Raw genomic sequence first — 25877 nt, forward strand, 5'->3', positions numbered from 1 at the left:
GTCGATGTCAGCGGGCCCGGTTAGGGTGGCGGCGTGAACGCACCGGGCTACTTCATCTCCTTCGAGGGCGGCGAGGGCGTGGGCAAGTCGACCCAGTCACGCCTCCTCGGCGACTGGCTGGCGGACCTGACGGGCCGCGAGGTCCTGCTCACGTTCGAGCCGGGCGCCACCGCGCTCGGCAAGGAGCTGCGGGCCGCCGTCATGCACGGGCAGGACATGGGCCCGCGAGCCGAGGCGCTCATCTACGCGGCGGACCGCGCGCACCACGTCGAGACCGTGGTGCGGCCCGCGCTGGAGCGCGGCGCCGTGGTGGTCACCGACCGCTACGTCGACTCCTCGATCGCCTACCAGGCGGGCGGGCGGGATCTGCCCCCGGGCGAGGTGGAGCACCTCTCCCTCTGGGCCACCAAGGGCCTGCGGACGGACATCACGATCCTGCTCGACCTCGACCCCGAGGCGGCCGCGGCGCGCCGCGCCGCGGCCGAGGGCAAGGGCGAGCTCGACCGGCTGGAGCGGGCCGGGGTCGAGTTCCACACCCGGGTGCGGGACACGTTCCTCCGGCGCGCGGCGGCCGACCCGGAGCGCTGGGTGGTCATCGACGCCGCGGCGCCGGTCGACGACATCCAGGCGCAGATCCGGGTCGACGTCGCGGCCCGCCTGGGGCTGACGCCAGTGGTCACCGAGGCAGCGAGCGTCACCGGGTCCGACCCGGCCGCCGACGGCGAGGACCGCTCGTGACGGTGTGGGACGACGTCGTCGGGCAGGAGTCCGCCGTCGCCGCACTGCAGGCGGCCGTGGCCAACCCGGCCGCCATGACGCACGCGTGGCTCGTGACGGGCCCGCCCGGCTCGGGCCGGTCGGTCGCCGCACGCGCTTTCGCCGCGGCGCTCCAGTGTCCTCAGGGCGGCTGCGGCGTGTGCCAGGCGTGCACCACGACGATGGCGGGCACCCACCCGGACGTGACGCTGCTGGCCACCGAGAAGGTCGTCATCGCGATCGACGAGGTGCGCGACCTGATCATGACGGCGTCCCGCTCGCCCTCGGGCGGCCGCTGGCGCGTGATCGTGATCGAGGACGCCGACCGCATGGCGGAGCGCACCACCAACGTGCTGCTCAAGGCCATCGAGGAGCCGCCGCCGCACACCGTCTGGGTGCTGTGCGCGCCCTCGGTCCAGGACGTGCTGCCCACCATCAGGTCCCGCTGCCGTGGCGTGGTGCTCCGCGTGCCGCCGCCGGAGGCCGTCGCCGACCTGCTGGTGCGGCGCGACGGCGCCGACCCTGCCGTCGCCCTGAGCGCGGCCCGCGCGGCGCAGAGCCACGTCGGCCTGGCCAAGCGCCTGGCGCGCGACGCCGGCGCGCGCGAGCGCCGCACCGCGGTGCTGAGCATCGCGCGGCGCATCCGCGGCGTCGGCGACGCCGTGCTCGCCGCGGGCGAGCTCGTGGACGTCGCCAAGGCGGAGGCCGTGTCGGCCACCCAGGAGCGCGACGCCGCCGAGAAGGCCGAGCTGCTGCGCGCGCTCGGCGTGGCCGACGGCGAGACGCTGCCGCCGCGCCTGCGCTCGCAGCTCAAACAGCTCGAGGACGACCAGAAGCGCCGCGCCACGCGACACCAGCGCGACGTGCTCGACCGCGCCATGGTGGACCTGTTGTCGCTCTACCGGGACGTGCTCGTGGTGCAGCTCGGGGCGGAGGTCGACCTCGTCAACGCCGGGCTCGCCGAGACCGTGCGCGCGCTGGCCGCCGACTCGACCCCGGAGCAGACCGTGCGGCGCATGGACTCGATCGGCGTGGCCCGCACCCGGCTGGACGGCAACGTGGCGCCGCTCCTCGCGCTGGAGGCGATGGCGATAGCCCTGCGCCCTCAGGGCTGAACACCCTTCCGCCGTGGTTCACGTGTGAAGATTTCGCACGGGTGAATGTGAACCACCGCGGCACATTGTCCCGAATGCCGTCCCTGGTTAGGCTGCGGGGCGCCCCCAGAGCTCGTCCGTGCGATTTAGGAGTCCACCGTCCGATGAGGATCCTCCTGCTGGTTTCTGCCTTCAACGGTCTTACCCAGCGGGTCTGGTGCTCCCTGCGGGAGCAGGGGCACGACGTCGGAGTCGAGCTCGCCCCGACCTTCGAGTCGGGTGCCGCCATGACCCGCGCCGTCGAGCGGGCGGACCCGGACCTGATCCTGTGCCCGTTCCTCAAGCACCGCGTGCCGGACACGATCTACGACCGCTGGCCGACCGTCATCGTGCACCCGGGCCCCGTGGGCGACCGCGGGCCGTCGTCGCTGGACCACGCGATCCGCGACGGCCGCGACCGGTGGGGCGTCACGGCCCTGTCCGCCGTCGAGGAGCTGGACGCCGGCCCGGTGTGGGCCACCGCCGTCTTCGACATGCCGGACCAGCCGATCTCCAAGAGCGCGCTGTACAACAGTCGGGTCGCGGACGCCGCGATGGCCTGCATCGGCGAGGTGGTCCGCAAGGTCGCCGACGGCGAGCGGCCCATCCCGGCCGAGGCCTGCCTGCGGATCGTGCCGGTCAGCGGCGAGCTGCCGCTGCTGCGCCGCGAGGACTTCCGGGTCGACTGGAGCCGCCCCGCCGCCGAGCTGGAGCGGCTCGTCGCCGCGGCCGACGGCGCCCCCGGCGCCCCGGCGGGCGTGAACGGCCGGTCGGTCTGCATCTTCGACGCTGTCGCGTCGCCGGAGCACACCGGCGCGCAGCCCGGCACCGTGGTGGGCCGCAACCTCGACGCCGTGGCGATCGCCTGCGGCGTCGGCACGCTCTGGGTCGGCTACGCCGCCGAGCTGAGCGGGCGCCGCGGCACCAAGCTGCCCGCCGCCCAGGTCATCGACGCGAGCAACGCCCCGTTCCGCCGCGTCCCGGACGCCCTGGCCGAGACCACCTACGTGCGCGACGGCGCCGTCGGCTACCTGACGTTCCGCTCCTACAGCGGCGCGATGTACACCGAGCAGTGCCGCCGCATGACCAGCGCCGTCGAGAAGGCCCTCACCGAGGACACCCGGGTGCTCGTCATCAAGGGCACCGAGCACGCGTTCTCCAACGGCATCCACCTGGGCACCGTCGACGCGTCGCCGGACCCGGCCGCCGAGGCCTGGGAGAACATCTGCGCCATCGACGAGCTGTGCCTCGCCATCGCCACCGCGGAGCAGCTCACGGTCGCCGCGTTCACGGCGAACGCCGGCGCCGGCGGCGTCATGGCCGGGCTGTGCGCGGACGTCACGCTCGCCCGCGAGGGCGTCGTCCTCAACCCGTACTACGACATGGGGATCTACGGCTCCGAGCTGCACTCGTGGAGCATGCCGGCGCGCGTGGGCGACCACCGCGCCTCGCTGCTGCTGTCGCGCAAGCTGCCGATCTCGGTGGCCGAGGCGGCGCGCATCGGGCTGATCAGCGCCGTCGGACCGCGCGAGTGGGGCGAGTTCACCACCTGGCTCCAGTCGGCGGCGCAGGGGTACGAGGAGCCCGCGACGCTCGGCTGGATGCTCGCCGCGCGTGCGGAGCGCCGGGCGACCGACCGGCCGCTGTCGTACTACCAGACCATCGAGCTGGCCGAGATGGCCCGCGACTTCTTCGACGACCGCAACGCCTTCTCGGTGCACCGCCGGGCGTTCCTGCGCAAGACGGCGGCGGACGCGACCCCGGAGAAGCTGCGCTTCTCCACCGCCCGGGTCTGACATCCGGCCACGGCTCGACGTGCCGATCGCCTGACCCTTTGCCAATCTTGGCCGGAGTGTCGTGCAAGATCCACGCCGCTCGCCACATGACAGGGGTGGAGGCGTCGCAGTCCTGCGGCACACACCTGGTGGTGTCAGAGGCGAGTGGAAGGAACTGGGCATGAAGATCGAGCGGACGAACCGGTCGGGTACGGCAGCACGGACCCTGGCGCGCGCGGGTGCGTCGGCCCTGGGCATCGGGGTGGTCGCGGCTCTCGCGCTGACGGGGTGCGCGCAGTCCGACGTCGGCGGCTCCGAGGTGGCCGGGTCCACGACCACGTCGTCCCCGGAGGAGACTGACATGACCAGCCCGAGCCCCAGCGCGTCGGACGGCGCCGAGGACGGCAAGCTGCCCGAGGCCGCGGAGATGGAGATCGTCGCCGGCGCCACGGGCCGCGGCCTGCCGCCTGGCCTGGAGGGCAGCACCGAGTCGACGGCGGGCGTCGCGTGGGCGCCGGAGCCCGGCCTGCTCTACGTCGTGACCAACGGGTCCAGCTCGTGCCCCACGTTCGCGGAGCCCGCGGCGACCTTCGGGTCGGGCGGCAAGGAGGCCGGCGTCGCCGCGGAGGACGGCGTGCTCACGGTGACGTTCGTGCCCGCCGACAACGGCGTCTGCACCATGGACTTCGTGCCCACGACCACGGTGGTCGAGGCTCCGGCGGAGTCGGACACGGGCCGTCCGGTGCCGGTTCAGCTCGGTGACAAGGGCAAGGTCGAGCTCGAGCCGCGCGACGCCGACGGCGAGCCCGGCCCGGTCGCCTGGCTCGACTCGTGAGGGTCGCGTGTCGGTTCGCCAGCGGGTAGGAAATCCACCGAGCACAACCGGTAGGTTGTCCGGGTGATTCGCCCCGCCCGCCGTCGTCAGCCTGCGGCCGTCGTCGCCACGCTGCTCACCTCAGTTCTGCTCCTCGCCGCCTGCGGAGCACCTCCCAAGGTGCAGACGGCGCTGGAGGACGTGGGCAAGTCGGACGGCTCGGCGACGGAGGGCGCGCCCGAGGGCTACGAGGACTACTACGGCCAGTCGCTGGAGTGGACCGAGTGCGGCGGGGAGTTCCAGTGCGCCACGGCGTCCGCCCCGCTCTCCTGGCACGACCCGGGCGAGGGGAGCATCGAGATCGCGCTCAAGCGGCTCCCCGCCTCCGGGCAGAAGATCGGGTCCCTGCTGGTCAACCCGGGCGGGCCGGGCGGGTCGGGCGTGGACTTCGTGAGTGACCCGGCACGGTTCGGGCAGTCGCTGCGCTCGTCGTTCGACATCGTCGGGTTCGACCCGCGCGGGGTGGGGCAGTCGACGCCGGTGACGTGCCTCGACGACGCGGGCAAGGACGAGTTCCTCAGCACGGACTACCCCTACACGCCCGAGGGCCTGGCCGACCGCCAGGACGCGGTGCGTGCCTGGGGCGAGGCCTGCGCCGAGAACACGGGGCCGCTGCTGGGCAACGTGGACACGCAGTCCGCCGCGCGTGACATGGACATGCTCCGCGGCGCGCTCGGCGACGACGAGCTCAACTACCTGGGCTACTCCTACGGCACCCAGCTCGGAGCCACCTACGCCGGTCTGTTCCCGGACCGGGCCGGTCGCCTGGTGCTCGACGGCGCGCTGGACACCACGCTCAGCTCGGACGAGGTGGCGCTGCAGCAGGCCGAGGGCTTCGAGAGCGCGCTGCGCGCCTACGTCACCGACTGCCAGGCGGGCAGCGACTGCCCGCTCGGTGACGACGTCGACACCGGCCTCCAGCAGATCCAGGCCATGGTCGAGGACGCCGAGCCCAACCCCATCCCGACGTCGTCGGGGCGCGACGTGACCAAGAAGCTCGCGTTCTACGGCGTGGCCGTCACGATGTACGACGAGGCCTCCTGGTCGTTCCTCACGCAGGCGCTGCAGCAGGTGTTCTGGGAGGGCAAGGGCGACGACCTGCTCTACCTGGCGGACGTCTACAACGACCGCAACGACGACGGCACGTTCAAGTCCAACAGCGAGGAGGCGTTCCGCGCGATCAACTGCGCCGACGCCCGCGCCGAGGAGGACATGACGAAGATGCGCGACCTCGCCGAGGACATCCGGAAGGCCGCGCCCACGCTCGGCGAGTCGTTCGGCTACTCCGGCATCGAGTGCACCGACTGGCCGTACCCGGCGGCCGAGCAGGAGTTCGACCCGGCCGCGAAGGGCGCGCCGCCGATCCTCGTCGTCGGCACCACCAACGACCCGGCCACGCCGTACCGCTGGGCCGAGTCGCTCGCCGACACGCTCTCGTCGGGCGTGCTGGTCACGTACGAGGGCGAGGGCCACACGGCGTACGGCCGGTCCAACACCTGCGTCAGCAACGCCGTCGAGAGCTACCTCGTGGAGGGCAAGGTGCCCGAGGACGGCCTCACCTGCTGACCGGTCCGCCGGCCTGGTCGGGCCGGCGAACGGCCTGGTTCTGCGGGTCGACGACGTCACACGGTTTCGCTTTGGAACCTGGGACGTGCATTGGGTACAGTTAGGCCCGCTCACCCCTCCGGCCCCGGCCGGCGTGCGGTGCGTACGCCGCCTTAGCTCAGTCGGCAGAGCGTCTCACTCGTAATGAGAAGGTCGTGGGTTCGATTCCCACAGGCGGCTCCACCAAGGAAACCCCGTCCGACCAGGCCAAATGTGCCTCGGTTGGCCGGGGTTTCTTGCGTCTCAGGCCCCGTTGCGGGCATCTCGCGCACCCCACCGCGCCCCGACGGTCTACCGGCCACACAGACATGACAAAGACGGTCCCGACTCCAATGGTCGAGACCGTCTCTCGTTGTGCAGCTATCGAGCGTCAACCGGCTCCAACGGGTCGTACCAACGCCTGAAGTAGTGCTCGATCACTTCCGGGCGGGCGAGGTCTAGCTCCAGCCACTCGGAAGCAGCCATCCTCGACCGCTCCTCGCAAAGTGCACGGTCGGCAATCTGCGGATGACTGGCGATATCCGTGAGCTCGGCCCACAGGGCATATGCCACCCCGCCGTGGTCAGCAGTGATGAGGAGCTCGCTAGCAACAATCTCGCCCTGGGCCTCGATGCCGATCCAGTACGGATCGCTCGTATCCGCCAGGACCTGCTGCGCCATGCTTGTCAGGATGGCGTAGAGCTGAGAGTCGGCGTCGCTGGTTGCCATGAGCGAACTGTAGACACAGCGCCAGCACGGTTCACCGCCGGTCCCAGGGACTCCGAACCCACCAAGCGCCTCCGGCGGGCACCCGGGAATCAAGGGCAGCGGGGGCACCGAAGCAGGGGCATTTTGTGTCATAGGCCCGCGACGACAGCGCCGATTTCGGGCAACCCCTGCGCGCACCCCACCGAGCGAACGCGTGGTTCGGGCGCACCACATGCAAGCGGAACGAAGCGAGGAATCCGGCCCACAGCGCTCCGGGACGTTCTCGTCCTGAGAAGGCCGTGGGATCAGTTTCCGCAGGCGGTCCTCACAGGCAGCCCCTGTGTTCAGCTATCTGCTGTTTTCCGTCGACAGCGGAGAGGGGGAATTAGCCGAACATGCTCGCCCGCGACCGATCACCCAGTTCGGGTGACGACCACGCGCCCGCCGGCCCCTACCCTCACGCGCATGAGGGGCCTCGGATGAGCGCGGGGGGCACGACGGCGGGCACGTCAGTCGGCGCCGGTGGGGTGCTCGCGGCCACATGCATCTCGACCCTGGTCGTCAACGCCAACACCTCCGCCGTCAGCATCCTGCTGCCGGCCATCAGCGCGGACACCGGGATGTCGGTCGACACCCTCCAGTGGGCCGTCACCGGCTACTCGCTCGTCGGGGCCGCCGTCATCATCACGTCGGGCTCCCTGGGTGACGTCTTCGGTCGCAAGCGGGTCTTCCAGCTCGGCCTGGCGCTGTTCGTCGTCTCCTGCGTGCTGATCGCGCTGGCGCAGTCGGGCGGCATGGTGATCGCGGGCCGGGTCATCCAGGGCGCGGCCGGCGCGACCATCCTGGCCTGCGGGCTGAGCCTCCTCTCGGTCGCCACCAAGGGGGACGAGAACCTCCGCGCCGTCTCGTTGTGGGGCGCGGCGGCGGCGGTCGGCGCGGCCGCGGGACCGCTGGTCGGCGGCCTGCTCGTCGACGTCACGGGCTGGCAGGGACTGTTCTGGATCGACGCCGGCGTCGCGGTGCTGTGCATGGTGCTCACCTTCTTCACCGTCTCGGAGTCCAGCGACCCCGAGGCGCCACGGTCCGTCGACTACCTCGGCACCGTACTGATCGCGGCTACCCTGGTGCCGCTGATCCTCGGCGTGAGCAAGAGCGGCGACTGGGGCTGGATCTCCGTGCCCACGCTCACCTGCTTCGCGATCACCCTGGTCGCCGGCTGGGCGTTCGTGCGGACCGAGCGGCGCGTCAAGGCCCCGCTCCTGGACCTGGCCCTGCTGCGCAACCGGACGCTGGTCGGCGCGACCATCGCCATCCTGATCGGCGCCGGCACGATCAACGGGCTGATGTACCTGCTCAGCCTCTACTTCCAGGACCCGTCGACCCTCGACCTCTCGCCGCTGGAGGCCGGCCTCGCCACGCTGCCCGCTACCGTGGGCCTCGTGGTCATCGCCCCGCTGGTGCCCCGGCTCGCGGCCCGGTTCGGCCCTCGGCAGGCCATCGGCGCCGGGTTTGCCATCACCACGGCCGGCTTCGTGCTGATCGGCCTCGCCGACGCGTCGTGGCAGTACGTGTCGTTCCTGCTGCCGCTGATCGCCATCGCCGTCGGCATGGGGCTGTCGAACGGGCCCTCGTCGGCGGCCGCCACGGCGGCCGTGTCACCCGAGCAGGTGGGCGAGGCCTCGGGCTTCTCCAACATGGCCCGGTACGTCGGGGCCGCCGTCGCGACCGCCCTGGCGGCGACGATCTACGCCACCGTCACCGCCAACCAGGTGGCGGACGGCGCCGGGGACGCCGACGCCCTCGCGTCGGGCCTCGCCGCGGCGTCCTGGGTGATGGCGGTGTTCAGCGCGCTGGGCCTGCTGCTCGCCGTCGTCGTCATCGTGCGGCACCCGGCCGGCCGGGGCACCTTGTCCGACTCGGCCGCGGCGGCCGCCGCGCACCTGCACACGCTGCCCACGACCGCGGCCGCGGCCGATGCCGCGACCGGCACCACGTCGGTCGACCACCCCTCGGGAGAGACGTCATGAGCACCGAAGCACCGCTGACCGCCGTCCCGTTCACCACGCGGGACTACGCAGCCCGGATGGCCCGGGTGGTCGACGACGCCCGGGCCGCCGGCCTCGACGGCGTGCTGGTCGCGCCCGGACCTGACCTGGTCTGGCTCACCGGGTACCAGCCCACGGCGATCACCGAACGGCTCACGATGCTCCTGCTCACCCCGGACCACGAGCCCACGCTCCTCGTCCCGACCCTGGAGCGGCCGGACGCCGAGCGCGCCGAGGGCGCCCCGGCGACCACGCTCGTGGGCTGGCTGGACGGCGCCGACCCGTACGACGTCGTCCGCGACCTGCTGCGCCCGGACGGGACGTACGGCGTCTCCGACAACACGTGGGCGATGCACCTGCTGGGGCTGCAGACGGCGCTGCCCGCGTCGGGCTACCGGTCGCTGACCCACCGGCTCCCGATGCTGCGCGCCGTCAAGGACGAGAACGAGCTGGCACGCCTGGCCGCCGCGGGCGCGGCCGCCGACGCGACCTACGAGGAGATCCTGCGCGTGCGCTTCGCCGGCCGCCAGGAGACCGAGGTCGCCGCCGACCTCGCGGACCTGTTGCGCGCCCACGGCCACGAGCAGGTCGACTTCACCGTGGTGGGATCCGGGCCCAACGGGGCCAACCCCCACCACGAGGCGGGGGTGCGCAAGATCCAGGACGGCGACTGCGTGGTGCTCGACTTCGGCGGCCTGATGTTCGGGTACGGCTCCGACACCAGCCGCACGGTGTGCGTCGGCGAGCCCACCGCACAGATTCGCGAGGTGCACGAGATCGTGCGGCAGGCCCAGCAGGCCGGCGTCGACGCGGTCCGGCCGGGCGTGGCCTGCCAGGAGGTCGACCGAGCGGCGCGCCGGCTGATCACCGGGGCCGGGTACGGCGAGCGGTTCATCCACCGCACCGGCCACGGCATCGGCGTCACCACCCATGAGCCGCCGTACATGATCGAGGGCGAGGAGCTGCCGATGGTTCCCGGCATGTGCTTCTCGGTCGAGCCCGGCATCTACCTGCCCGGCAGCTTCGGCGTGCGGATCGAGGACATCGTCACGGTCACCGCGGACGGCGGGCGCCGGCTGAACACCAGCGACCGCTCGCTGGTCAGCGTCGAGTGAGCCGCGTCCCGGCCGGGCGAGCTCATGCGGCGAACGACTCGGGCCCGAGCCTGCCCCACAGCACGAAGGCGATCAGCACCAGATAGGTGAGGTCCACGAGCAGCAGGCGGTACTCCCGGCGGGAGAGACGCGTCACCGCGGCCCCCACCATGATCATCGCCAGGCCCAGGGCGGCCAGCGGCACCAGCTCGGGTGCCACGCCCACCAGGGCGGGCAGCACCAGGCCCAGGCCGCCCAGGATCTCGAGCACGCCGATCGTCTTGATGCCGGCCGGTCTGACCTCCTCGGCCCACCCGGCCGACGGCCCGCCCGTCGCGAGGAGCCGCGGCTTGCTCATGACCACCTTGAGCAGGCCGCCGGCCACGTAGGCGACGGCGAGCAGGCCGGCCGCCGTCCACAGGGCGATGTTCATCGGGTTCCTCCCGTACCGAGGGTCGCTGTCTGCCCCGCCGACGAGACGGGCGGCCCGTCCGTGACAGGGGACCCTCAGGCGCGCACCCCGGTGCGCCGTCCGGCGAACCGCCCGGCGACGCGCCCGGCCAGGTGGTGCAGTGCCCAACCCGCGGCGACCCCCACGGCGTAGAACGGCAGGTCCGGGGCGTTGAAGGTGGTGCCGAGCACCAGCCGGGCGAGCGTGCTGTGCGCGCCCAGCTCGGCGGGGATCCCGGTGAGCTGGAAGAGCTCGACCGCGGCGCTCACCCCGCACGCCACCGCGGCGGCCACCCACCCGCGGGTGCGCGGCGCGACCACCAGCACGAGCCAGAAGATCAGCAGCGCGTAGAGCGCGTCGCCCGCGTACTTCGCCAGGTCGCCGGTCAGCACCGTCCGCACGGACAGGCCCGCGGCCACGGTCAGCACCGCGGCCGCGGCAGGCGCGGCCCGACGGCGGAGCGCGGCCAGGGCGGTCGGGTCGCCGTCCGTAGGGGTGGCCGGGCGCGCGCGACGTGCCTGCCTCATCGGACACCCTCGCGCGCGAGCTCCGCGGCCTGCCCGAGCTGACGCAGCCGGCTCGTCGCGCGGGCCAGGTCCGGGGGCGCGGGGCGCCCGGCGGGCACCACGAGCACCTCGTCCAGCGGGCCCGGCACGGTCAGCACCAGCGGCAGGTCCCGGTCGTAGAGCACGTCCACCAGGTTCACGAACCGCTGCTGCGTGCTGATCCGGCAGTCGGCGAACGGCACGACGTCGGACACCACCCACCGGTCGAACCGCTCCGCCAGCGACAGCAGGTCCAGGGCGGAGACGGGCGCCGCGCAGAGACCGGCGAAGTCGAACCACACCAGCCCGTCCGACGCCCGCAGGGCACGCACGCTCCGCCCGCCGCCCAGGGGCACGTCCGCCGCCTGGTCCGCCGTCGGCCAGGTGAGCCCGGCGCGGGCGAGGCCGGCCGGACCCGGCGGCAGCGCGGAGCCGGCCCGCCAGCCGCCGCCGTCGGCACCTGCCGCGCCGTCCGCACCCGCCGCGCCGTCCGCACCCGCCGTGGCGCCCGGCCGGACGGCCGGCGCGCGGAGCTCGCGGTAGTCCACCGGGCCGTCCACCCGCAGCACGTCGAGCGACGACTCCAGGAGCGCGATGAGGGGCTCCGCGAGCTCGTGGAACAACGGGTCGGGCAGCAGGCCCTGGGGCGGGTAGTTCGACGTCGCGACGAGCGTGACCCCGCGGCCGAGCAGGGTGCGCAGGGCGCGGGAGAGCAGCATGGTGTCCCCGGCGTCGTGCAGGTGGAGCTCGTCGAAGCAGAGCACGCGGGAGTCACCGAGCAGGGCGTCCAGGGCACGGTCCATCGCGTCGGGCGTGCCCGTCCGGGCCCACACCTCCGCGTGCAGCGCCCGGTAGAACTCGTGGAAGTGGAACCGCGGGCCGCCCGCGCGGGCGTGGAACCGGTCCAGGAGCCAGGTCTTGCCGCGGCCCACCGGCCCCCAGAGATAGGCGCCGCGCACCGCGTCGCGGCGGGCGTGCCCGGACCCGGCGTCCAGGGCGTGCAGCAGGTCCTCGAGGTGCTCCGCGGCGGCGAGCTGCGCCGCGTCGAGCACGTGGCCGGCGGCGCCTGCGGCGTCGCGGATCGGCGTGGACGGCATGCGTCGAAGGTACCCTCTCTGCCATGGCATGGACCCGCCCCCGACGACGTAAGCCCGTCACGTACCTGCTCGGCGAGCCGGTCGAGGAGTACCCCGCGACCGCCCCCGAGGTGGACCGCGGCCGGGTGCTGCGCATCACCGAGATCGGCGAGCCGGTGCTGCACACCCCCGCGCGGACCGTCGAGGAGTTCTCCACCCCCGAGCTCGCCCGGCTCGTCGACGACCTGTTCGCCACGATGGAGTCCGCGCAGGGCGTGGGTCTCGCGGCGCCCCAGGTGGGCGTGGACCTGCGGGTGTTCGTGTACGACCTGACCGACGCGTCCGGCGACCGGCACGTGGGCCACGTGGTGAACCCGGTCCTGGAGATGGACCTGGAGGCCGAGCCCGAGACCGAGGAGGAGGGCTGCCTCTCCGTACCCGGCGCGTACGAGCCGCTGGAGCGTCCCGGCGCGGCCACGGTGCGGGGTGTGGACCAGCACGGCGGCCCGGTGCAGCTCTCGGGCACCGGCTACCTGGCGCGCTGCTTCATCCACGAGTCCCAGCACCTCGACGGCACCCTGTACTGGGACCACCTCAGCGCCGAGCTCCAGGCGGACGCGCTGGAGCAGCGGGACGAGGAGCGGCCGCACATCGTGGCCGAGCGCCGCGAGATCGCGATCGAGCTGGAGAAGACCCCGCCGGAGTACCCGGAGAAGCCGGCCGGCGGCCGCTGACCGCCCCCGCACGTGTCAGACCCTCAGTTCCCCCGGGTGACCTGAGGGTCTGACACGTTCCGCACCCAGGTCGCCACGGCGTCCGCCACGGCCTGCTCGCGCGCGACGCCGCGCATGTCGTGCGCGCCGGACAGCGTCACGGTGGTGACCGCCCCGGGGATCGCGGCGACGTGCTCCGCGAGCTCCTCGGGCGTGCCGAACGGGTCCTTGTCGCCGGACACGAAGAGCGTGGGCACCTCGATCCGCCCGAAGTGCTCGACCCGGAGCTTCTCCGGCCGGCCGGGCGGGTGCAGCGGGTAGCTGAGCAGCACCAGGCCGGCGGCGGGCAGCCCCTCGGCGACCGCCATGGAGCACATCCGTCCGCCGTACGACCGCCCGCCCAGGAGCAGCCGGTCCGTGCCCACGCCGAGCTCGTCCGCCCAGGCGGCGGCCACGGCCCGCAGGTGCTCGACGGCGACCGGCGCCCGGTCCGGCATCCGGCGTCCCTCCAGGCGGTACGGGAAGTCGGCGCGGCGCACGGGCAGCGGCGGTTCGGCGTCGGCCAGGGTGCGCTCGACCGTGACGAGCGCCGGGCTTTCGCGGTTCGCGCCCGCGCCGGGGGTCAGCAGGAGGCCTGCGGGAGTGGTCACCGCCTCAGTCTGCCCCGGGCAGAACGGTCCGGCCGGTCCGGCCGGTCCGGCCTGCGGCACAGCGGTGCCGGCGCCGCCGAACCGGGTCGGCGGCGCGTCAGGTGAGCCGACGCCAGAGCATCAGCAGGCCGCCCAGGGCCAGCAGCGTCCCGCCGCCGAGCACCGCGACCCAGCCGAGCGGTGTGATCACCTCGTCCTCGTCCGCGACGGGGGTCTGCACGGTGGCCGCGGCAGGCTGGCCGAGATCGTGCAGCAGCGCCGGGGTCGACGTCGGGGACGGCGAGGGGCTGGGTGACGCCGAGACGGTCGGCGACGGTGTCGGGCTGGGCGTGGCCGAGGCGGTCGGGCTGGGCGTCGGCGTGGGCGTCGTGGTCGACGTCGGCGCCGCGGGCTCGGCCACGACGGGCGGGGCCGTGGTGGTCGGCGTGGGCGTGGCCTCGGTCGTCTCGTCGTCGGCGGGCGCGGGGGTCGGTGTCGGCGTGGAGGTGGGTGCCGGGGCCTGCTCGACGGCGGTGCACACGCTGTTGTCGCCCGACTCGTGCCAGCTGCTCGCGTCCTCGACCTCGACCCAGACCACGCAGTAGCCGTCCGGGTAGGCCTGCCGGGCCTCCCGGAACGACGTCCAGCCCTGGTTCTGCTCGGACCGGGTCAGGTCGCGCGAGTACGACCGGGCGCTCTTCGACGTCGGCGACCGGACCACGTACGTGACCTCGTCGCTCTCGCGGCCGCGCTCGAACGCGACACCGTCGGCGCTCACCCAGATGTCGTCGCCGCTGCGCTCGGCGGCCACGGCTCGTTGCCCGACGGCGACGGTGCCCACCAGGGCGAGCACGCACAGGAGGAGCAGGGTCAGGGCGAGCCGGCGACGTGCCGCGGCGTGACGTGCCGTCGGCCGCAGCGCTGCGGCGGAGGCGGTGGTGCGGATCACGGCGGCGATCCTACCGCCGCGGCCGCGGAGCCGTTCAGAACCGTGGCCCCTCCTCACCGTGGAGCAGGTTGCGGATCGGCCGCGTGATGACGTCGATCCGGTCCACCAGGTCGGCGGGTCCCGTGACCACCACGGCACGGTCGGCGGCGGGGGAGTAGACGGCGGTCACGTTGCGCACGGTGACCCGCATGCAGCGCTTGGCCGTGCCGTCGACGTGGAACTGGCGGGTCTCGCACGGGACGTCGTCCACCTCGGCGACGATGGCCCGCATCGCGCTGCGGTAGTCCTGGTACGACTCGGCGAGGTCGGCCACGTCGGCCACCTCGGGCGAGGCCCCCGGGTCGACGTCGGCGTGCAGCGGGGCGACGAGCGCGCCGCTGCAGGCGGCCCGGACGATGTCCTCGACCTGCGCCGGGGTGGCCGGGACGCGGAGGGTCTCGACCTCCACGGTCTCGCCGGCGAACGTGCGGTAGGAGCGCAGGAAGCGTTCCTCGGTGGGGTCCGTGCTGTCGGACACCCCGGTGACTTCCTCCTCGACGAGGTCGAGGCCCCAGGTCAGCGGGTCGTCGACCTCGCCGACGACGCCGGAGAAGCGCGCGAAGCGCGCGACGATCTGTTCCCAGGACTCGGGGGTCGGGCTCGGTTCGTCCGCCATGTGGCCTCCCGGCGCGGGTGCGGGTCTGACAACGAGACTGCCGGGTGCACGGGGAGGCGTCAACGACCTTCGCCGGAATCAGCCGGGAATCAGCCCGGACTCGCCGTCGATTCCGCTTGTCCGGGCGTGTCGCCGCGCGCCGGGCCGGACTTTGCCGTCCGCGGGTGGTACATCGTCACGCCCCTGGCGAACATGGGCATCAACCGGTACATGGGCGCGTTGGGAGCGCATAGAGTCATTGCGGTCAGGCCTGGTACCGCCGGTGCAGGTGTACGCCGCTCGTGAGGGAGCAGCACATGTTCGAGAGATTTACGGATCGCGCCCGTCGGGTCGTCGTCCTCGCCCAGGAAGAGGCGCGGATGCTGAACCACAACTACATCGGCACGGAGCACATCCTGCTCGGCCTCATCCACGAGGGTGAAGGCGTTGCCGCCAAGGCGCTGGAGTCGCTCGGGATCTCGCTCGACGGCGTCCGCACCCAGGTCACCGAGATCATCGGTGAGGGGCAGCAGGCGCCGAGCGGGCACATCCCGTTCACGCCGCGTGCCAAGAAGGTTCTTGAGCTGTCCCTGCGCGAGGCGCTGCAGCTCGGTCACAACTACATCGGCACGGAGCACATCCTGCTCGGCCTCATCCGCGAGGGTGAGGGCGTGGCAGCACAGGTGCTCACCAAGATGGGTGCCGACCTGAACAAGGTGCGCCAGCAGGTCATCCAGCTGCTGAGCGGCTACCAGGGCAAGGAGCCCGTCTCCGCCGGTGGTCCTCAGGAAGGTCAGCCCGCGGGCTCGGCCGTGCTCGACCAGTTCGGCCGCAACCTCACCCAGGCCGCGCGCGAGGGCAAGCTCGACCCGGTCATCGGGCGCACGCAGGAGATCGAGCGGGTCATGCAGGTGCTGTCCCGCCGCACCAAGAACAACCCGGTGCTGATCGGCGAGCCCGGCGTCGGCAAGACGGCCGTCGTCGAGGGCCTCGCCCAGGACATCGTCAAGGGCGACGTCCCCGAGACGCTCAAGGACAAGCAGCTCTACACGCTGGACCTGGGCGCTCTCGTGGCCGGCTCGCGCTACCGCGGTGACTTCGAGGAGCGCCTCAAGAAGGTGCTCAAGGAGATCCGCACCCGCGGCGACATCATCCTGTTCATCGACGAGATCCACACCCTGGTGGGTGCGGGTGCCGCCGAGGGCGCGATCGACGCCGCCTCCATCCTGAAGCCCATGCTGGCTCGCGGTGAGCTGCAGACGATCGGTGCCACCACCCTCGACGAGTACCGCAAGTACGTCGAGAAGGACCCGGCCCTGGAGCGTCGCTTCCAGCCGATCCAGGTGGCCGAGCCGTCGCTCGAGCACGCCATCGAGATCCTCAAGGGTCTGCGCGACCGCTACGAGGCGCACCACCGCGTGTCCATCACGGACTCCGCGCTGGTCTCCGCCGCCACGCTCGCGGACCGGTACATCAACGACCGGTTCCTCCCGGACAAGGCGATCGACCTGATCGACGAGGCCGGGGCCCGGCTCCGCATCCGTCGCATGACGGCGCCGCCGGAGCTCAAGGAGCTCGACGAGTCCATCGCCGAGGCGCGCCGCGAGAAGGAGTCGGCGATCGACGAGCAGGACTTCGAGAAGGCCGCCGGGCTGCGTGACAAGGAGAAGCAGCTCACGCAGGTCCGCGCGGACAAGGAGAAGGCCTGGAAGTCGGGCGACCTGGACACGGTCGCGGAGGTCGACGACGAGCTGATCGCCGAGGTCCTCGCGATGTCCACGGGCATCCCGGTCGTCAAGCTCACCGAGGAGGAGTCCAGCCGGCTGCTCCACATGGAGGACGAGCTGCACAAGCGGGTCGTCGGCCAGGAGGCCGCGATCAAGGCCCTGTCGCAGGCGATCCGCCGTACGCGCGCCGGCCTCAAGGACCCGAAGCGTCCCGGTGGTTCGTTCATCTTCGCCGGCCCCACGGGTGTCGGTAAGACCGAGCTCGCCAAGGCGCTCGCCGAGTTCCTGTTCGGTGACGAGGACGCCCTCATCCAGCTCGACATGTCCGAGTTCTCGGAGAAGCACACGGTCTCGCGACTGTTCGGCTCCCCGCCCGGATACGTCGGCTACGACGAGGGTGGCCAGCTCACCGAGAAGGTGCGGCGCAAGCCGTTCTCCGTGGTCCTGTTCGACGAGGTGGAGAAGGCGCACGCCGACATCTTCAACTCGCTGCTGCAGGTGCTCGAGGACGGTCGCCTCACGGACTCGCAGGGTCGCGTGGTCGACTTCAAGAACACCGTGATCATCATGACCACCAACCTGGGCACGCGGGACATCGCCAAGGGCGTCCAGACCGGCTTCAACGCCGGCGGCGACCTGGTGACCTCCTACGAGCGCATGAAGGCCAAGGTCAACGAGGAGCTCAAGCAGCACTTCCGGCCGGAGTTCCTCAACCGCGTCGACGACGTGGTCGTGTTCCCGCAGCTCTCGCAGGACGAGATCATCGAGATCGTCGACCTGGAGATCGCGAAGCTCGACCGTCGCCTGCGCGACCGGGACATGGGCATCGAGCTCACCCCCGCCGCGAAGCACCTGCTGGCGGAGAAGGGCTACGACCCGGTGCTCGGCGCCCGTCCGCTCAAGAGGGCGATCCAGCGGGAGATCGAGGACACGCTGTCCGAGAAGATCCTGTTCGGCGAGCTCACGGCGGGTCAGCTCGTGATCGTCGACGGCGAGGGCGAGGGCATCCTCGGCGAGTTCAGCTTCCAGGGTGTGGAGCGGGACGAGCGTCGTCGGCCGACCCCGGCCGAGCCCCAGTCGGTGCCCGCGGGCGCCGGTCTGGTGCCGCGCGACCTGCCGCCGTCGGGCCAGATGGCGGCCGGCGGGGCGTGATCGCCCGGTAGGACCCGGTCCTGACACAAGGCCCGGCCACCCCGTGAGGGGCGGCCGGGCCTTCGTCATGCCCAGGTCCGACGCGCGGGACGCGGGAGCGCAGTGCCGTCAGGCGTCCCGCGGCGGGACCGACAAGCCCGCCGGGAGCAGGGCGGGCAGCACCTCGCGCAGCGCGTCGACGCGCTCCGCCCGCGCCGCGCCCCGCAGTCGTTCCACCGGCGCCGTGATGCTCACCGCGGCGACGGCTCGCCCCGCGCGCAGCAGCGGCACCGCGATGCAGGCGATGCCGCGCTCGTTCTCCTCGGTCTCGTCGGCCACCCCGGTCCGGCGGGCCCGGGTCAGCGCCTCGCGCAGCCGGTCGGTCCGGGCTGCGGCACCCGGCACATCGCCGGGCGAGTCCGCTCCCGCTCCGGCGTCAGCACCGGCGTCCGCCAGCCGCGCCAGGGCGGCGTCGTCGAGGTCCTGGACCGACAGCAGGGCCCGGCCCAGCGCGGTGGTCGCGGCAGCGCGCCGCCGTCCGACGGCGGACCAGACGCGGACCGCGCGCTGCGGCTCGACCTTGTCGAGGTAGACCACCTCGCGCCCGGCGAGCACGCCCAGGTGCACCAGCTCGTCGACCTCCGCGCTGAGCGCGGTCAGGGCCGGGTGCAGCAGCGCGGGCAGGTTCTCCTCGGCCAGGTAGGAGCTGCCGAGCGCCAGCGCGGAGGGGCCGAGGCGGTAGGCGCCGTCCGCCGTCTGCTCGGCGTAGCCGCGGTGCCGCAGCGCCGCGAGCGTGCGGTGCAGGGTCGGCTTGCTGACGCCGACCGTCTGGGCCAGCGTGGCCAGGGATGCGCCCGCGGCGCCGAAGCCCGCGAGGGTGTCGAGGGCCAGCAGCGCCTTGTCCACGCCGCCGAGCGGGCTGGCTTCCATGGGAATCCCTCACGTAGCATGCGTTTCGCAGTGAACAACAAGCGTTCACCATAGCGAAACGGAGCACGCATGTCATCCCCCGACAACCCGGTCCTCGAGGCGCTCGCCGCGCACCGGCTCGTGCCGGTCGTCGTGGTCGACGGCGCCGACGAGGGCGCCCGGCTCGCGGACGCGCTCGTGGCCGGCGGGCTGCCCGTCGCCGAGATCACGCTGCGGCTCGCGGGCGGCCTCGACGCCATCCGCGCGGTCGCCAAGAACCAGCCCGACGTCGTGGTCGGCGCGGGCACCGTCACCACGGTGGCCCAGGTCGACGACGTCGTCGACGCGGGCGCCCGCTACATCGTGTCCCCGGGGCTGTCGGCCGCCGTCGTGCGCCGCGCGCAGGAGCACGGCATTCCCGTGCTGCCGGGCGTCGCCACGCCGTCGGAGATCATGGCGGCGCTCGACCTCGGTGTCGACGTCGTCAAGCTGTTCCCCGCCTCCGTGGTGGGCGGTCCCGCCGCCATCAAGGCGTTCTCCGCACCGTTCCCCGGCCTGCGGTTCGTGCCGACCGGTGGCGTCAGCGCCGCCAACCTCGGCGACTACCTGGGCCTGAAGCCGGTCCTGGCCGTCGGCGGATCCTGGATGGTCGACCGCTCGCTCGTCACCGCGGGGGACTGGGCCGAGATCACCCGCCGCACCCGCGACGCCGTGGACCTCGCGGCCCGGGTCTCGACAAGCTCGACCAGCACCGGCTCGACCACCCAGGAGAAGAACTGATGACCTCCCTGAACGTCCGACCCGCGGAAGAGAGCGCCTACGACGTCGTCGCGCTCGGCGAGGTCATGCTCCGCCTCGACCCGGGCGACCGCCGGGTGCGCACCGCCCGCAGCTTCGACGTGTGGGAGGGCGGCGGCGAGTACAACGTGGCGCGCGGCCTGCGGCGCTGCTTCGGCCTGCGCGGCGCGATCGTCACGGCGCTGGCCGACAACGAGATCGGCCGGCTCGTCGAGGACTTCATGCTCACGGGCGGCCTCGACACGCAGTACGTGCGGTGGGTGCCGTACGACGGCATCGGCCGCACGGTGCGCAACGGCCTGAACTTCACCGAGCGCGGCTTCGGCGCGCGCGGCGCCGTGGGCGTCAGCGACCGCGGCCACACGGCCATCGCGCAGCTGCAGCCGGACGACGTGGACTGGGACGCGCTGTTCTCCCGCGGCGTGCGCTGGCTGCACACCGGCGGCATCTTCGCCGCGCTCTCGGAGTCGTCGGCCGACGTCGCCGAGGCCGCCATGTCTGCGGCCCGCCGGCACGGCACCATCGTCTCGTACGACCTGAACTACCGGCCCTCGCTGTGGAAGGGCATCGGCGGCGAGGAGCGGGCGCGCGAGGTCAACCGACGCCTGGCCCAGCACGTGGACGTGATGATCGGCAACGAGGAGGACTTCACGGCCTCGCTCGGCTTCGAGGTCGAGGGCGTCGACGAGAACCTGACCGACCTGGACACCGGCGCGTTCCGGGCCATGATCGAGACGGCGTCGGAGGCGTACCCGAACTTCCAGGTGATCGCGACGACGCTGCGCGGGGTGCGCTCGGCGTCGCGCAACGACTGGGGCGCGATCGCCTGGTCGCGCAAGGAGGGCTTCGCCGAGGCGACGCACCGGGCCGACCTGGAGATCTTCGACCGCGTGGGCGGCGGCGACTCGTTCGCCTCCGGCCTGGCCTACGGGCTCATGGAGCTCGGCTCGCTGCAGGAGGCCGTCGAGTACGGCGCCGCGCACGGCGCGCTCGCCATGACCACCCCGGGCGACACCACCATGGCGACGCTCGCCGAGGTCGCCAAGCTGGCCGGCGGCGGCAGCGCGCGCGTGCAGCGCTGACGAGGTCGCGGGGCGAGGTCGGGGGCCCGGTCGGGAGGCCCGGTCGGCGGGTGTCCGCAGACCGGACCGATCTCGCCCCCGACCAGCGCAGACAGGGTGCACGGTGCAAGGATTGGTGCCATGTCCAAGAGCATCCTGTTCATCGGTGGAAGCGGAATCATCAGTCATGCCTCGGTGGCCAGAGCCGCTCGGCTCGGGCACCGGGTGACGGTGCTCAACCGGGGCAGATCCTCGATCCGGACGGTGCCGTCCGAGGTGGAGACGCTCGTCGCCGACGCGAACGACGCCGAGGCGGTGGCGACCGCCCTGCGCGGCCGGGAGTTCGACGTCGTCGCCCAGTTCCGGGCGTTCGGGCCGGAGCACGTGGCGCGCGACGTCGCGCAGTTCGCGGGCCGCACCGGCCAGTACGTGTTCATCTCGTCGGCGTCCGCGTACCAGACGCCGCCGTCGCGGCTGCCCGTGCGGGAGTCGACGCCGCTGCGGAACCCGTTCTGGCAGTACTCCCGCGACAAGATCGCGTGCGAGGACCTGCTGGTGCACGAGTACCGGGAGAACGGGTTCCCCGCCACGATCGTGCGGCCGTCGCACACCTACGACCGCACGGTGCTGCCGACGTCGGGCGGCTGGACGGACGTCGCCCGCATGCGCGCGGGCAAGCCGGTGATCGTGCACGGCGACGGCACCTCGCTGTGGACCATCACGCACACCGAGGACTTCGCGGTCGGGTTCGTGGGCCTGCTCGGCCACCCGCTCGCCGTGGGGGACACCTTCCATATCACCGGTACGCACGCGCCCACCTGGGACCAGATCTACACGTGGCTGGCCGAGGCCGCGGGCGTGCCCAGCCCCGACCTGGTGCACGTCGCGTCCGAGACCATCGCGCGGGCGCTGCCCGACCTGGGTCCCGGCCTGGTGGGCGACAAGGCGCACTCGATGGTCTTCGACATCTCGAAGGTGCGCACGCTCGTCCCCGAGTTCGGCACCACCATCACCTACGACATCGGTGCCGAGGAGCAGGTCTCGTGGTTCGACGACCACCCCGAGGCGCAGGTGGTCGACGCCGGTCTGGACGCGGCCTTCGACCGTCTCGCGGAGCACGCCCGGACGGTCTGAGGGGCGCGCCGCGCAGACGCGGTCTCAGGCGAACCGGTCGGGACGGCAGCCCGCGAGCTCGGGCGCCGCGGCCCCCGTCGTGATCTCCTCGGCGGCGAGACGGCCGGCCGCGGCGGCCAGCGTGATGCCCGCGTGCATCACGGCGAGGTAGAGCCCGGCCGTGCCCGGCGCGGCTCCGACGACCGGTTCGCCGTCCGCCGGCATCGGCCGCCAGCCGATCTCGGCGGACACGATCTCGACGTCAGATGCCTGGGGGAACCAGCGGAGCAGGGTCTGCCGGGCGGCCTCGGCAGTGTCCCGGAGGGCGGCCCTGTTCGTCTGCCCCGCGTAGGCCAGCGGAAGCAGCAGGGTCCCGTCCGGGCGCTGCCGTACCTCCAGCTCAGGCCTGGCGACGATGGTCCGCACCAGCCCCGGCGCGGCACGCAGGCGCACCAGGACGGCGGGCGACGACTCCACCGGCACCTCGACGCCGATGCCGGCGGCCAGCGCGGTGGTCCCGGTCCCGGCGGCCAGGACCACGGTCGAGGCCGGGAGCACCCCGCCGGCGGTCCGGACGCCGGTCACGGCCGAGCCGTCCCGCACGAGTCCGATCGCCGCGGTGCCGACGAGGAGCTCGGCGCCGCGGTCGACGGCCGCGGCGACGAGCAGCTCCGTGACCTCGACGGGATCGAGGGCGCCGTCGTCCGGGGCGTGGTGCGGGGTGTCGGCATCGCCGTCCCAGGTCAGGGAGCCCGACCACGAGACCCGGAGGCCGGGCAGCTCGCGCTCCAGCCGCCGGTACTCGTCCAGGGCGAGAAATCGCAACGGAGCCGACGGGAGGTCGCAGGTCTCCGGCCGTCCGATCCATGCGAACGAGGAGCCGGTGGCACCGGAGGCGGGCAGGCCCGCGTCCAGCAGGGTCACCGTCTCCCCGCGCGCGGCGAGGTGGTAGGCGAGGGAGGCACCGACGATGCCGGCACCCACGACGACGACTCGGTTCGACATGCCCCCACCTTCTCAGGTCAGGGGCGCCGTCGACTCCCGGACCACCAGCTCCGTCGAGAGGTTGAGCCGGCGGACCTTGGGTGATCTGCCCCGGGCGATGTCGAGCAGGATCTCGGTGGCGGCCGCCCCCATCTCGCGGAGCGGCTGCCGCACCGTGGTGAGCGGCGGGCCCACCCAGGAGGCCAGCGGCAGGTCGTCGTAGCCCACCACCGACAGGTCCTCCGGGACCCGCAGGCCGAGCTGGTGCGCGGCCCGGAGCACGCCGAGGGCCTGCATGTCGGAGCCCGCGAACACCGCCGTGGGCCGGTCGGGCCGCGACAGCAGCTCCAGTCCGTGCTCGAACCCCGCCTCGACGTAGAAGTTGCCCGCGCGCACGAGCCCGGGGTCCACGGCGGCACCCGCCTCCTCGTGCGCCGACCGGAACCCGTCGACGCGCGCACGGCTGCACAGCATGTTCCACGGCCCGGTGATCATCGCGATCCGGCGGTGGCCCAGCGCGAGCAGGTGCCGAGTGGCCTGCAGCCCGCCGTTCCAGTTGTCGGAGCCCACGGAGGCGACGTCGGCCGGCGGTTCGCCGTCGGTGTCGATCACCACGTACGGGACGCCGCGCCGGTCGAGCTGCTGGTGCTGCGCCTCCGAGAGGTTCGCGGCGACGAGCAGCACGCCCAGGGGCGGCCGCGCGATCGTGGTGTCGAGCCACCGGGCCGGCGGACGGTGCTCGCCGCCCAGCTCGGACAGGATCACGCTGGTCCGCAGCTCGGCGGCGGCGTCCTCCACGCCCCGGATGATCTCCATGGACCAGGCCGAGCCCAGGCGGTGGAAGACCAGGTCGATCAGCCCGCTGCCCGCGGGCGCCGTCGCCGCGCGACGCCGCCGGTACTGGTGCTTCTCCAGCGCGGCCTCGACGCGGTCGCGCGTCGCGGGGGCGACGTCGGCCCGGCCGTTGAGCACCTTGGACACGGTGGGCACCGAGAGGCCGAGCTCGCGCGCGATCGACGCGATGGTCGGCCCGGGGCTCACGCCGGTCATCGCACCCACCTTTCGGTCATGTCAGCGGAACTTTCGACCCGAAGGTACACCGTCCCGCACCAGTATCAGGTCTCGTTCACGGCATGGAATGCCGTGTCTGGATCGTAATCACCACGTTCGGGGCATGTCTTGACGTGTCGGCGGATCTCACCCTACTGTCCGTGACGACAAGCACTATCGGCACTGACGTCGATAGTTTCGAAAACGTTCCACAAAGAGGTGGGGATGGCAACAGAGCTACGCGGCAAGGAAACGTGGGGCCTGGCTCTGCGCAAGCACTGGCGCCTCTACAGCCTCGCGCTCCTGCCGATCATCTGGTTCCTGGTCTTCCGCTACCTGCCCATGGCCGGCAACGTCATCGCCTTCCGCCGGTTCCGGCCGGGCGGGTCGATCTTCGGCGAGGAATGGGTCGGCTTCTACTACATCGAGCGGTTCATCCAGGACCAGGCGTTCTGGCAGGCGTTCCAGAACACGGTGATCATCGGCGCGCTGACGCTCGTGATCGTGTTCCCGCTGCCGATCATCCTGGCGCTCCTGCTCAACGAGCTCCGCTCGCGGGTGTTCAAGCGCTTCGTGCAGACGGTCAGCTACCTGCCGCACTTCATGTCCGTCGTGATCGTCGCGGGCTTCGTGTTCGAGCTGACGTCGCTGGACGGCACGGTCAACCGCCTGGTCCGGCTGTTCGGCGGGGACCCGATCTCGTTCATGCAGCAGGCCGACTGGTTCCGCACCATCTACGTGTCGTCCGAGGTCTGGCAGACGGTGGGCTGGGGCACGATCCTCTACCTGGCCACGCTGACCACCATCGACGCGCAGCTCTACGAGGCGGCCCGCATCGACGGCGCCAACCGCTGGCAGCAGACGTGGCACGTCACGCTGCCCGGCATCCGGCCCACGATGATGGTGCTGCTCATCCTGAACATCGGCCAGTTCATGCAGGTGGGCTTCGAGAAGATCTTCCTGCTCTACAACACGCTGACCCAGCCGACGGCGGACGTGATCTCCACGTACATCTACCGCGTCGGCCTCACCTCGGGGCAGCTGAGCTACGCCACGGCGATCGGCCTGTTCGAGGCCGTGATCGGCCTGGTCCTCGTCTTCTCCGCCAACGCCATCTCGCGCCGAGTCACCGGGAGCTCCCTGTGGTGAACACTGCCCCCGCCCCGACCACGGACCCGGTGGGCGCCGGCGTCCCCGACCTGTCCCGGCCCCGGCCGGAGACGACCACCGTCAAGGACACGCCCGGCTACACGGTGTTCCGCTGGGTCAACACCACCGTCCTGGTGCTGGTCGCCGCCGTCACGCTGTACCCGTTCCTCAACCTGGCGGCGCGGGCGTTCAGCTCCGAGGCGGGGATCCGCAGCGGCGACGTCACCGTGTGGCCCATCGGCTTCAACACGACGACGCTCATGTCGGTGCTGGAGCAGGACCTGTTCTGGCGCAACTACCTCAACACCGTGGTCTACACGGTGGTGGGCACCGCCATCGCCATGGCGCTGACGACGACCTTCGCGTACGTGCTGTCGAAGAAGTACCTGAAGGGCCGCATGATCCTGATCGGCTTCGCGGTCTTCACCATGTTCTTCACCGGCGGCCTCATCCCGAACTACGTCCTGGTCAGCGAGCTCGGCTTCAAGAACACGATCTGGGCCGTCGTCGTGCCGCAGGCGATCAACGTCTTCAACCTGCTCGTCATGAAGTCGTTCTTCGAGAACTTCCCCGTGGAGCTCGAGGAGGCGGCCGCGATCGACGGGCTGACCACCTACGGGATCTTCTTCCGCGTGGTGCTGCCGCTCAGCAAGGCGGTGCTCGCGACGATGGTCCTCTTCTACGCGGTCTGGTTCTGGAACTCCTGGTTCCCCGCGTTCCTCTACATGGACGACCCCCAGATGTACCCGGTGACCGTGTTCCTGCGGAACATCATCGCCGGCGCCACCGGCACCGGCGAGGGGCTCAGCGACGTCGCCGTCCAGATCGGGGCCAACGTCAAGGCAGTGACGATGCTGCTCACGGCGCTGCCCATCGTGTGTCTCTACCCGTTCGTCCAGAAGTACTTCGTGTCCGGCGTGATGCTCGGCTCCGTCAAGGGCTGAGCAGCGCCGTCGAACCAGTCCGCCGTCGAACGACGACGTTCATAC

24 protein-coding genes and 1 tRNA gene are annotated in these 25877 nt (G+C 72.3%); 15 read left to right on the forward strand and 10 right to left on the reverse strand.

Features of this window, described 5'->3' with window-relative positions; genetic code table 11:
- Positions 1 to 33: 33 nt before the first annotated feature.
- The 6 genes from tmk (at position 34) to ACZ7LE_RS02715 (ending at position 6326) form a co-directional block, all read left to right on the forward strand.
- Positions 34 to 738, forward strand: coding sequence for a dTMP kinase (tmk, locus tag ACZ7LE_RS02690; RefSeq protein ID WP_470401839.1), 705 nt, complete (start codon positions 34 to 36; stop codon positions 736 to 738).
- Positions 735 to 1871: a DNA polymerase III subunit delta' gene (locus tag ACZ7LE_RS02695; RefSeq protein ID WP_470401840.1), complete on the forward strand. Its 1137-nt coding sequence runs from the start codon at positions 735 to 737 to the stop codon at positions 1869 to 1871. The genes tmk and ACZ7LE_RS02695 overlap by 4 nt, the downstream gene beginning before the upstream one ends.
- Positions 1872 to 2014: 143 nt before the next feature.
- Entirely contained in the window at positions 2015 to 3685 is a 1671-nt protein-coding gene (locus ACZ7LE_RS02700; RefSeq protein ID WP_470401841.1) for an enoyl-CoA hydratase-related protein, read from the forward strand.
- Between the two features lie 160 nt (positions 3686 to 3845).
- Positions 3846 to 4499, forward strand: coding sequence for a hypothetical protein (locus ACZ7LE_RS02705; protein ID WP_470401842.1), 654 nt, complete (start codon positions 3846 to 3848; stop codon positions 4497 to 4499).
- Positions 4500 to 4562: 63 nt separating this feature from the next.
- Positions 4563 to 6104, forward strand: a complete 1542-nt coding sequence (locus tag ACZ7LE_RS02710; protein ID WP_470401843.1) for an alpha/beta hydrolase — start codon at positions 4563 to 4565, stop codon at positions 6102 to 6104.
- A 146-nt stretch (positions 6105 to 6250) separates the two neighbouring features.
- Positions 6251 to 6326 (forward strand) — tRNA-Thr (locus tag ACZ7LE_RS02715).
- 177 nt (positions 6327 to 6503) lie between these two features.
- Here the strand turns inward: ACZ7LE_RS02715 and ACZ7LE_RS02720 are convergent.
- A complete protein-coding gene (locus ACZ7LE_RS02720; protein WP_470401844.1) occupies positions 6504 to 6851 on the reverse strand; it encodes a hypothetical protein in 348 nt (115 codons plus the stop codon).
- A gap of 458 nt (positions 6852 to 7309) precedes the next feature.
- Here ACZ7LE_RS02720 and ACZ7LE_RS02725 point away from each other — a divergent pair, with 458 nt between their 5' ends.
- Positions 7310 to 8857 carry an MFS transporter gene (locus tag ACZ7LE_RS02725; protein WP_470401845.1) on the forward strand — a complete coding sequence of 516 codons (1548 nt, stop codon included), beginning with the start codon at positions 7310 to 7312 and terminating at the stop codon, positions 8855 to 8857.
- Entirely contained in the window at positions 8854 to 9990 is a 1137-nt protein-coding gene (locus tag ACZ7LE_RS02730; RefSeq protein WP_470401846.1) for an aminopeptidase P family protein, read from the forward strand. The genes ACZ7LE_RS02725 and ACZ7LE_RS02730 overlap by 4 nt, the downstream gene beginning before the upstream one ends.
- Before the next feature lie 22 nt (positions 9991 to 10012).
- Here ACZ7LE_RS02730 and ACZ7LE_RS02735 read toward each other — a convergent pair whose 3' ends face one another.
- The 3 genes from ACZ7LE_RS02735 to zapE form a co-directional block, all read right to left on the reverse strand.
- Complete coding sequence (locus tag ACZ7LE_RS02735; RefSeq protein WP_470401847.1) at positions 10013 to 10402, reverse strand: DoxX family protein; 390 nt, start codon at positions 10400 to 10402, stop codon at positions 10013 to 10015.
- A 74-nt stretch (positions 10403 to 10476) separates the two neighbouring features.
- Entirely contained in the window at positions 10477 to 10947 is a 471-nt protein-coding gene (locus tag ACZ7LE_RS02740; RefSeq protein ID WP_470401848.1) for a ribosomal maturation YjgA family protein, read from the reverse strand.
- The gene (gene zapE, locus ACZ7LE_RS02745; protein WP_470401849.1) at positions 10944 to 12062 is read right to left on the reverse strand and encodes a cell division protein ZapE; all 1119 of its coding nucleotides are present in this window, start codon (positions 12060 to 12062) and stop codon (positions 10944 to 10946) included. The genes ACZ7LE_RS02740 and zapE overlap by 4 nt, the downstream gene beginning before the upstream one ends.
- A gap of 23 nt (positions 12063 to 12085) precedes the next feature.
- Between zapE and def the strand changes: the two genes are divergently transcribed.
- Complete coding sequence (gene def, locus ACZ7LE_RS02750) at positions 12086 to 12775, forward strand: peptide deformylase (protein ID WP_470401850.1); 690 nt, start codon at positions 12086 to 12088, stop codon at positions 12773 to 12775.
- A 23-nt stretch (positions 12776 to 12798) separates the two neighbouring features.
- On the opposite strand, the gene ACZ7LE_RS02755 is transcribed toward def, so the two are convergent.
- The 3 genes from ACZ7LE_RS02755 to ACZ7LE_RS02765 all read right to left on the reverse strand — a co-directional run bounded on the left by ACZ7LE_RS02755 (position 12799) and on the right by ACZ7LE_RS02765 (position 14987).
- Positions 12799 to 13404, reverse strand: coding sequence for an alpha/beta hydrolase family protein (locus ACZ7LE_RS02755; RefSeq protein ID WP_470401851.1), 606 nt, complete (start codon positions 13402 to 13404; stop codon positions 12799 to 12801).
- A 97-nt stretch (positions 13405 to 13501) separates the two neighbouring features.
- A complete protein-coding gene (locus tag ACZ7LE_RS02760; RefSeq protein WP_470401852.1) occupies positions 13502 to 14332 on the reverse strand; it encodes a hypothetical protein in 831 nt (276 codons plus the stop codon).
- Between the two features lie 34 nt (positions 14333 to 14366).
- Entirely contained in the window at positions 14367 to 14987 is a 621-nt protein-coding gene (locus ACZ7LE_RS02765) for a hypothetical protein (RefSeq protein ID WP_400537972.1), read from the reverse strand.
- Positions 14988 to 15283: 296 nt separating this feature from the next.
- Here ACZ7LE_RS02765 and ACZ7LE_RS02770 point away from each other — a divergent pair, with 296 nt between their 5' ends.
- Entirely contained in the window at positions 15284 to 17845 is a 2562-nt protein-coding gene (locus ACZ7LE_RS02770; RefSeq protein ID WP_397391125.1) for an ATP-dependent Clp protease ATP-binding subunit, read from the forward strand.
- A 108-nt stretch (positions 17846 to 17953) separates the two neighbouring features.
- Here ACZ7LE_RS02770 and ACZ7LE_RS02775 read toward each other — a convergent pair whose 3' ends face one another.
- Positions 17954 to 18754: an IclR family transcriptional regulator gene (locus tag ACZ7LE_RS02775; protein ID WP_470401853.1), complete on the reverse strand. Its 801-nt coding sequence runs from the start codon at positions 18752 to 18754 to the stop codon at positions 17954 to 17956.
- Positions 18755 to 18823: 69 nt separating this feature from the next.
- Between ACZ7LE_RS02775 and eda the strand changes: the two genes are divergently transcribed.
- The 3 genes from eda (at position 18824) to ACZ7LE_RS02790 (ending at position 21726) form a co-directional block, all read left to right on the forward strand.
- Entirely contained in the window at positions 18824 to 19513 is a 690-nt protein-coding gene (gene eda / locus ACZ7LE_RS02780; protein ID WP_470401854.1) for a bifunctional 4-hydroxy-2-oxoglutarate aldolase/2-dehydro-3-deoxy-phosphogluconate aldolase, read from the forward strand.
- Complete coding sequence (locus tag ACZ7LE_RS02785; RefSeq protein WP_470401855.1) at positions 19513 to 20613, forward strand: sugar kinase; 1101 nt, start codon at positions 19513 to 19515, stop codon at positions 20611 to 20613. The genes eda and ACZ7LE_RS02785 overlap by 1 nt, the downstream gene beginning before the upstream one ends.
- Before the next feature lie 120 nt (positions 20614 to 20733).
- Complete coding sequence (locus ACZ7LE_RS02790; protein WP_470401856.1) at positions 20734 to 21726, forward strand: NAD-dependent epimerase/dehydratase family protein; 993 nt, start codon at positions 20734 to 20736, stop codon at positions 21724 to 21726.
- A gap of 24 nt (positions 21727 to 21750) precedes the next feature.
- Here ACZ7LE_RS02790 and ACZ7LE_RS02795 read toward each other — a convergent pair whose 3' ends face one another.
- Together ACZ7LE_RS02795 and ACZ7LE_RS02800 are read right to left on the reverse strand one after the other, a co-directional pair.
- Positions 21751 to 22710, reverse strand: a complete 960-nt coding sequence (locus ACZ7LE_RS02795) for an NAD(P)/FAD-dependent oxidoreductase (protein WP_470401857.1) — start codon at positions 22708 to 22710, stop codon at positions 21751 to 21753.
- Positions 22711 to 22722: 12 nt separating this feature from the next.
- Complete coding sequence (locus ACZ7LE_RS02800; RefSeq protein ID WP_470401858.1) at positions 22723 to 23739, reverse strand: LacI family DNA-binding transcriptional regulator; 1017 nt, start codon at positions 23737 to 23739, stop codon at positions 22723 to 22725.
- 225 nt (positions 23740 to 23964) lie between these two features.
- On the opposite strand from ACZ7LE_RS02800, the gene ACZ7LE_RS02805 reads away from it, so the two are divergent.
- Together ACZ7LE_RS02805 and ACZ7LE_RS02810 are read left to right on the forward strand one after the other, a co-directional pair.
- Entirely contained in the window at positions 23965 to 24888 is a 924-nt protein-coding gene (locus ACZ7LE_RS02805; protein ID WP_470401859.1) for an ABC transporter permease, read from the forward strand.
- Positions 24882 to 25832 carry a carbohydrate ABC transporter permease gene (locus ACZ7LE_RS02810; RefSeq protein WP_470401860.1) on the forward strand — a complete coding sequence of 317 codons (951 nt, stop codon included), beginning with the start codon at positions 24882 to 24884 and terminating at the stop codon, positions 25830 to 25832. Before ACZ7LE_RS02805 ends, ACZ7LE_RS02810 begins: the two co-directional genes overlap by 7 nt.
- The last annotated feature ends 45 nt before the right edge of the window (positions 25833 to 25877 follow it).

This window comes from Promicromonospora sp. NPDC110617 (genome assembly GCF_055598465.1).

What these genes read in the sequence shown, in the direction of transcription:
- ACZ7LE_RS02700 (WP_470401841.1), top strand. Translation starts at nt 2,015, where the DNA reads ATGAGGATCCTCCTGCTGGTTTCTGCCTTCAACGGTCTTACCCAGCGG.
- ACZ7LE_RS02705 (WP_470401842.1), top strand. Translation starts at nt 3,846, where the DNA reads ATGAAGATCGAGCGGACGAACCGGTCGGGTACGGCAGCACGGACCCTG.
- ACZ7LE_RS02720 (WP_470401844.1), bottom strand. Translation starts at nt 6,851, where the DNA reads ATGGCAACCAGCGACGCCGACTCTCAGCTCTACGCCATCCTGACAAGC.
- ACZ7LE_RS02725 (WP_470401845.1), top strand. Translation starts at nt 7,310, where the DNA reads ATGAGCGCGGGGGGCACGACGGCGGGCACGTCAGTCGGCGCCGGTGGG.
- ACZ7LE_RS02730 (WP_470401846.1), top strand. Translation starts at nt 8,854, where the DNA reads ATGAGCACCGAAGCACCGCTGACCGCCGTCCCGTTCACCACGCGGGAC.
- ACZ7LE_RS02735 (WP_470401847.1), bottom strand. Translation starts at nt 10,402, where the DNA reads ATGAACATCGCCCTGTGGACGGCGGCCGGCCTGCTCGCCGTCGCCTAC.
- ACZ7LE_RS02740 (WP_470401848.1), bottom strand. Translation starts at nt 10,947, where the DNA reads ATGAGGCAGGCACGTCGCGCGCGCCCGGCCACCCCTACGGACGGCGAC.
- zapE (WP_470401849.1), bottom strand. Translation starts at nt 12,062, where the DNA reads ATGCCGTCCACGCCGATCCGCGACGCCGCAGGCGCCGCCGGCCACGTG.
- def (WP_470401850.1), top strand. Translation starts at nt 12,086, where the DNA reads ATGGCATGGACCCGCCCCCGACGACGTAAGCCCGTCACGTACCTGCTC.
- ACZ7LE_RS02765 (WP_400537972.1), bottom strand. Translation starts at nt 14,987, where the DNA reads ATGGCGGACGAACCGAGCCCGACCCCCGAGTCCTGGGAACAGATCGTC.
- ACZ7LE_RS02770 (WP_397391125.1), top strand. Translation starts at nt 15,284, where the DNA reads ATGTTCGAGAGATTTACGGATCGCGCCCGTCGGGTCGTCGTCCTCGCC.
- ACZ7LE_RS02775 (WP_470401853.1), bottom strand. Translation starts at nt 18,754, where the DNA reads ATGGAAGCCAGCCCGCTCGGCGGCGTGGACAAGGCGCTGCTGGCCCTC.
- eda (WP_470401854.1), top strand. Translation starts at nt 18,824, where the DNA reads ATGTCATCCCCCGACAACCCGGTCCTCGAGGCGCTCGCCGCGCACCGG.
- ACZ7LE_RS02785 (WP_470401855.1), top strand. Translation starts at nt 19,513, where the DNA reads ATGACCTCCCTGAACGTCCGACCCGCGGAAGAGAGCGCCTACGACGTC.
- ACZ7LE_RS02790 (WP_470401856.1), top strand. Translation starts at nt 20,734, where the DNA reads ATGTCCAAGAGCATCCTGTTCATCGGTGGAAGCGGAATCATCAGTCAT.
- ACZ7LE_RS02795 (WP_470401857.1), bottom strand. Translation starts at nt 22,710, where the DNA reads ATGTCGAACCGAGTCGTCGTCGTGGGTGCCGGCATCGTCGGTGCCTCC.
- ACZ7LE_RS02800 (WP_470401858.1), bottom strand. Translation starts at nt 23,739, where the DNA reads ATGACCGGCGTGAGCCCCGGGCCGACCATCGCGTCGATCGCGCGCGAG.
- ACZ7LE_RS02805 (WP_470401859.1), top strand. Translation starts at nt 23,965, where the DNA reads ATGGCAACAGAGCTACGCGGCAAGGAAACGTGGGGCCTGGCTCTGCGC.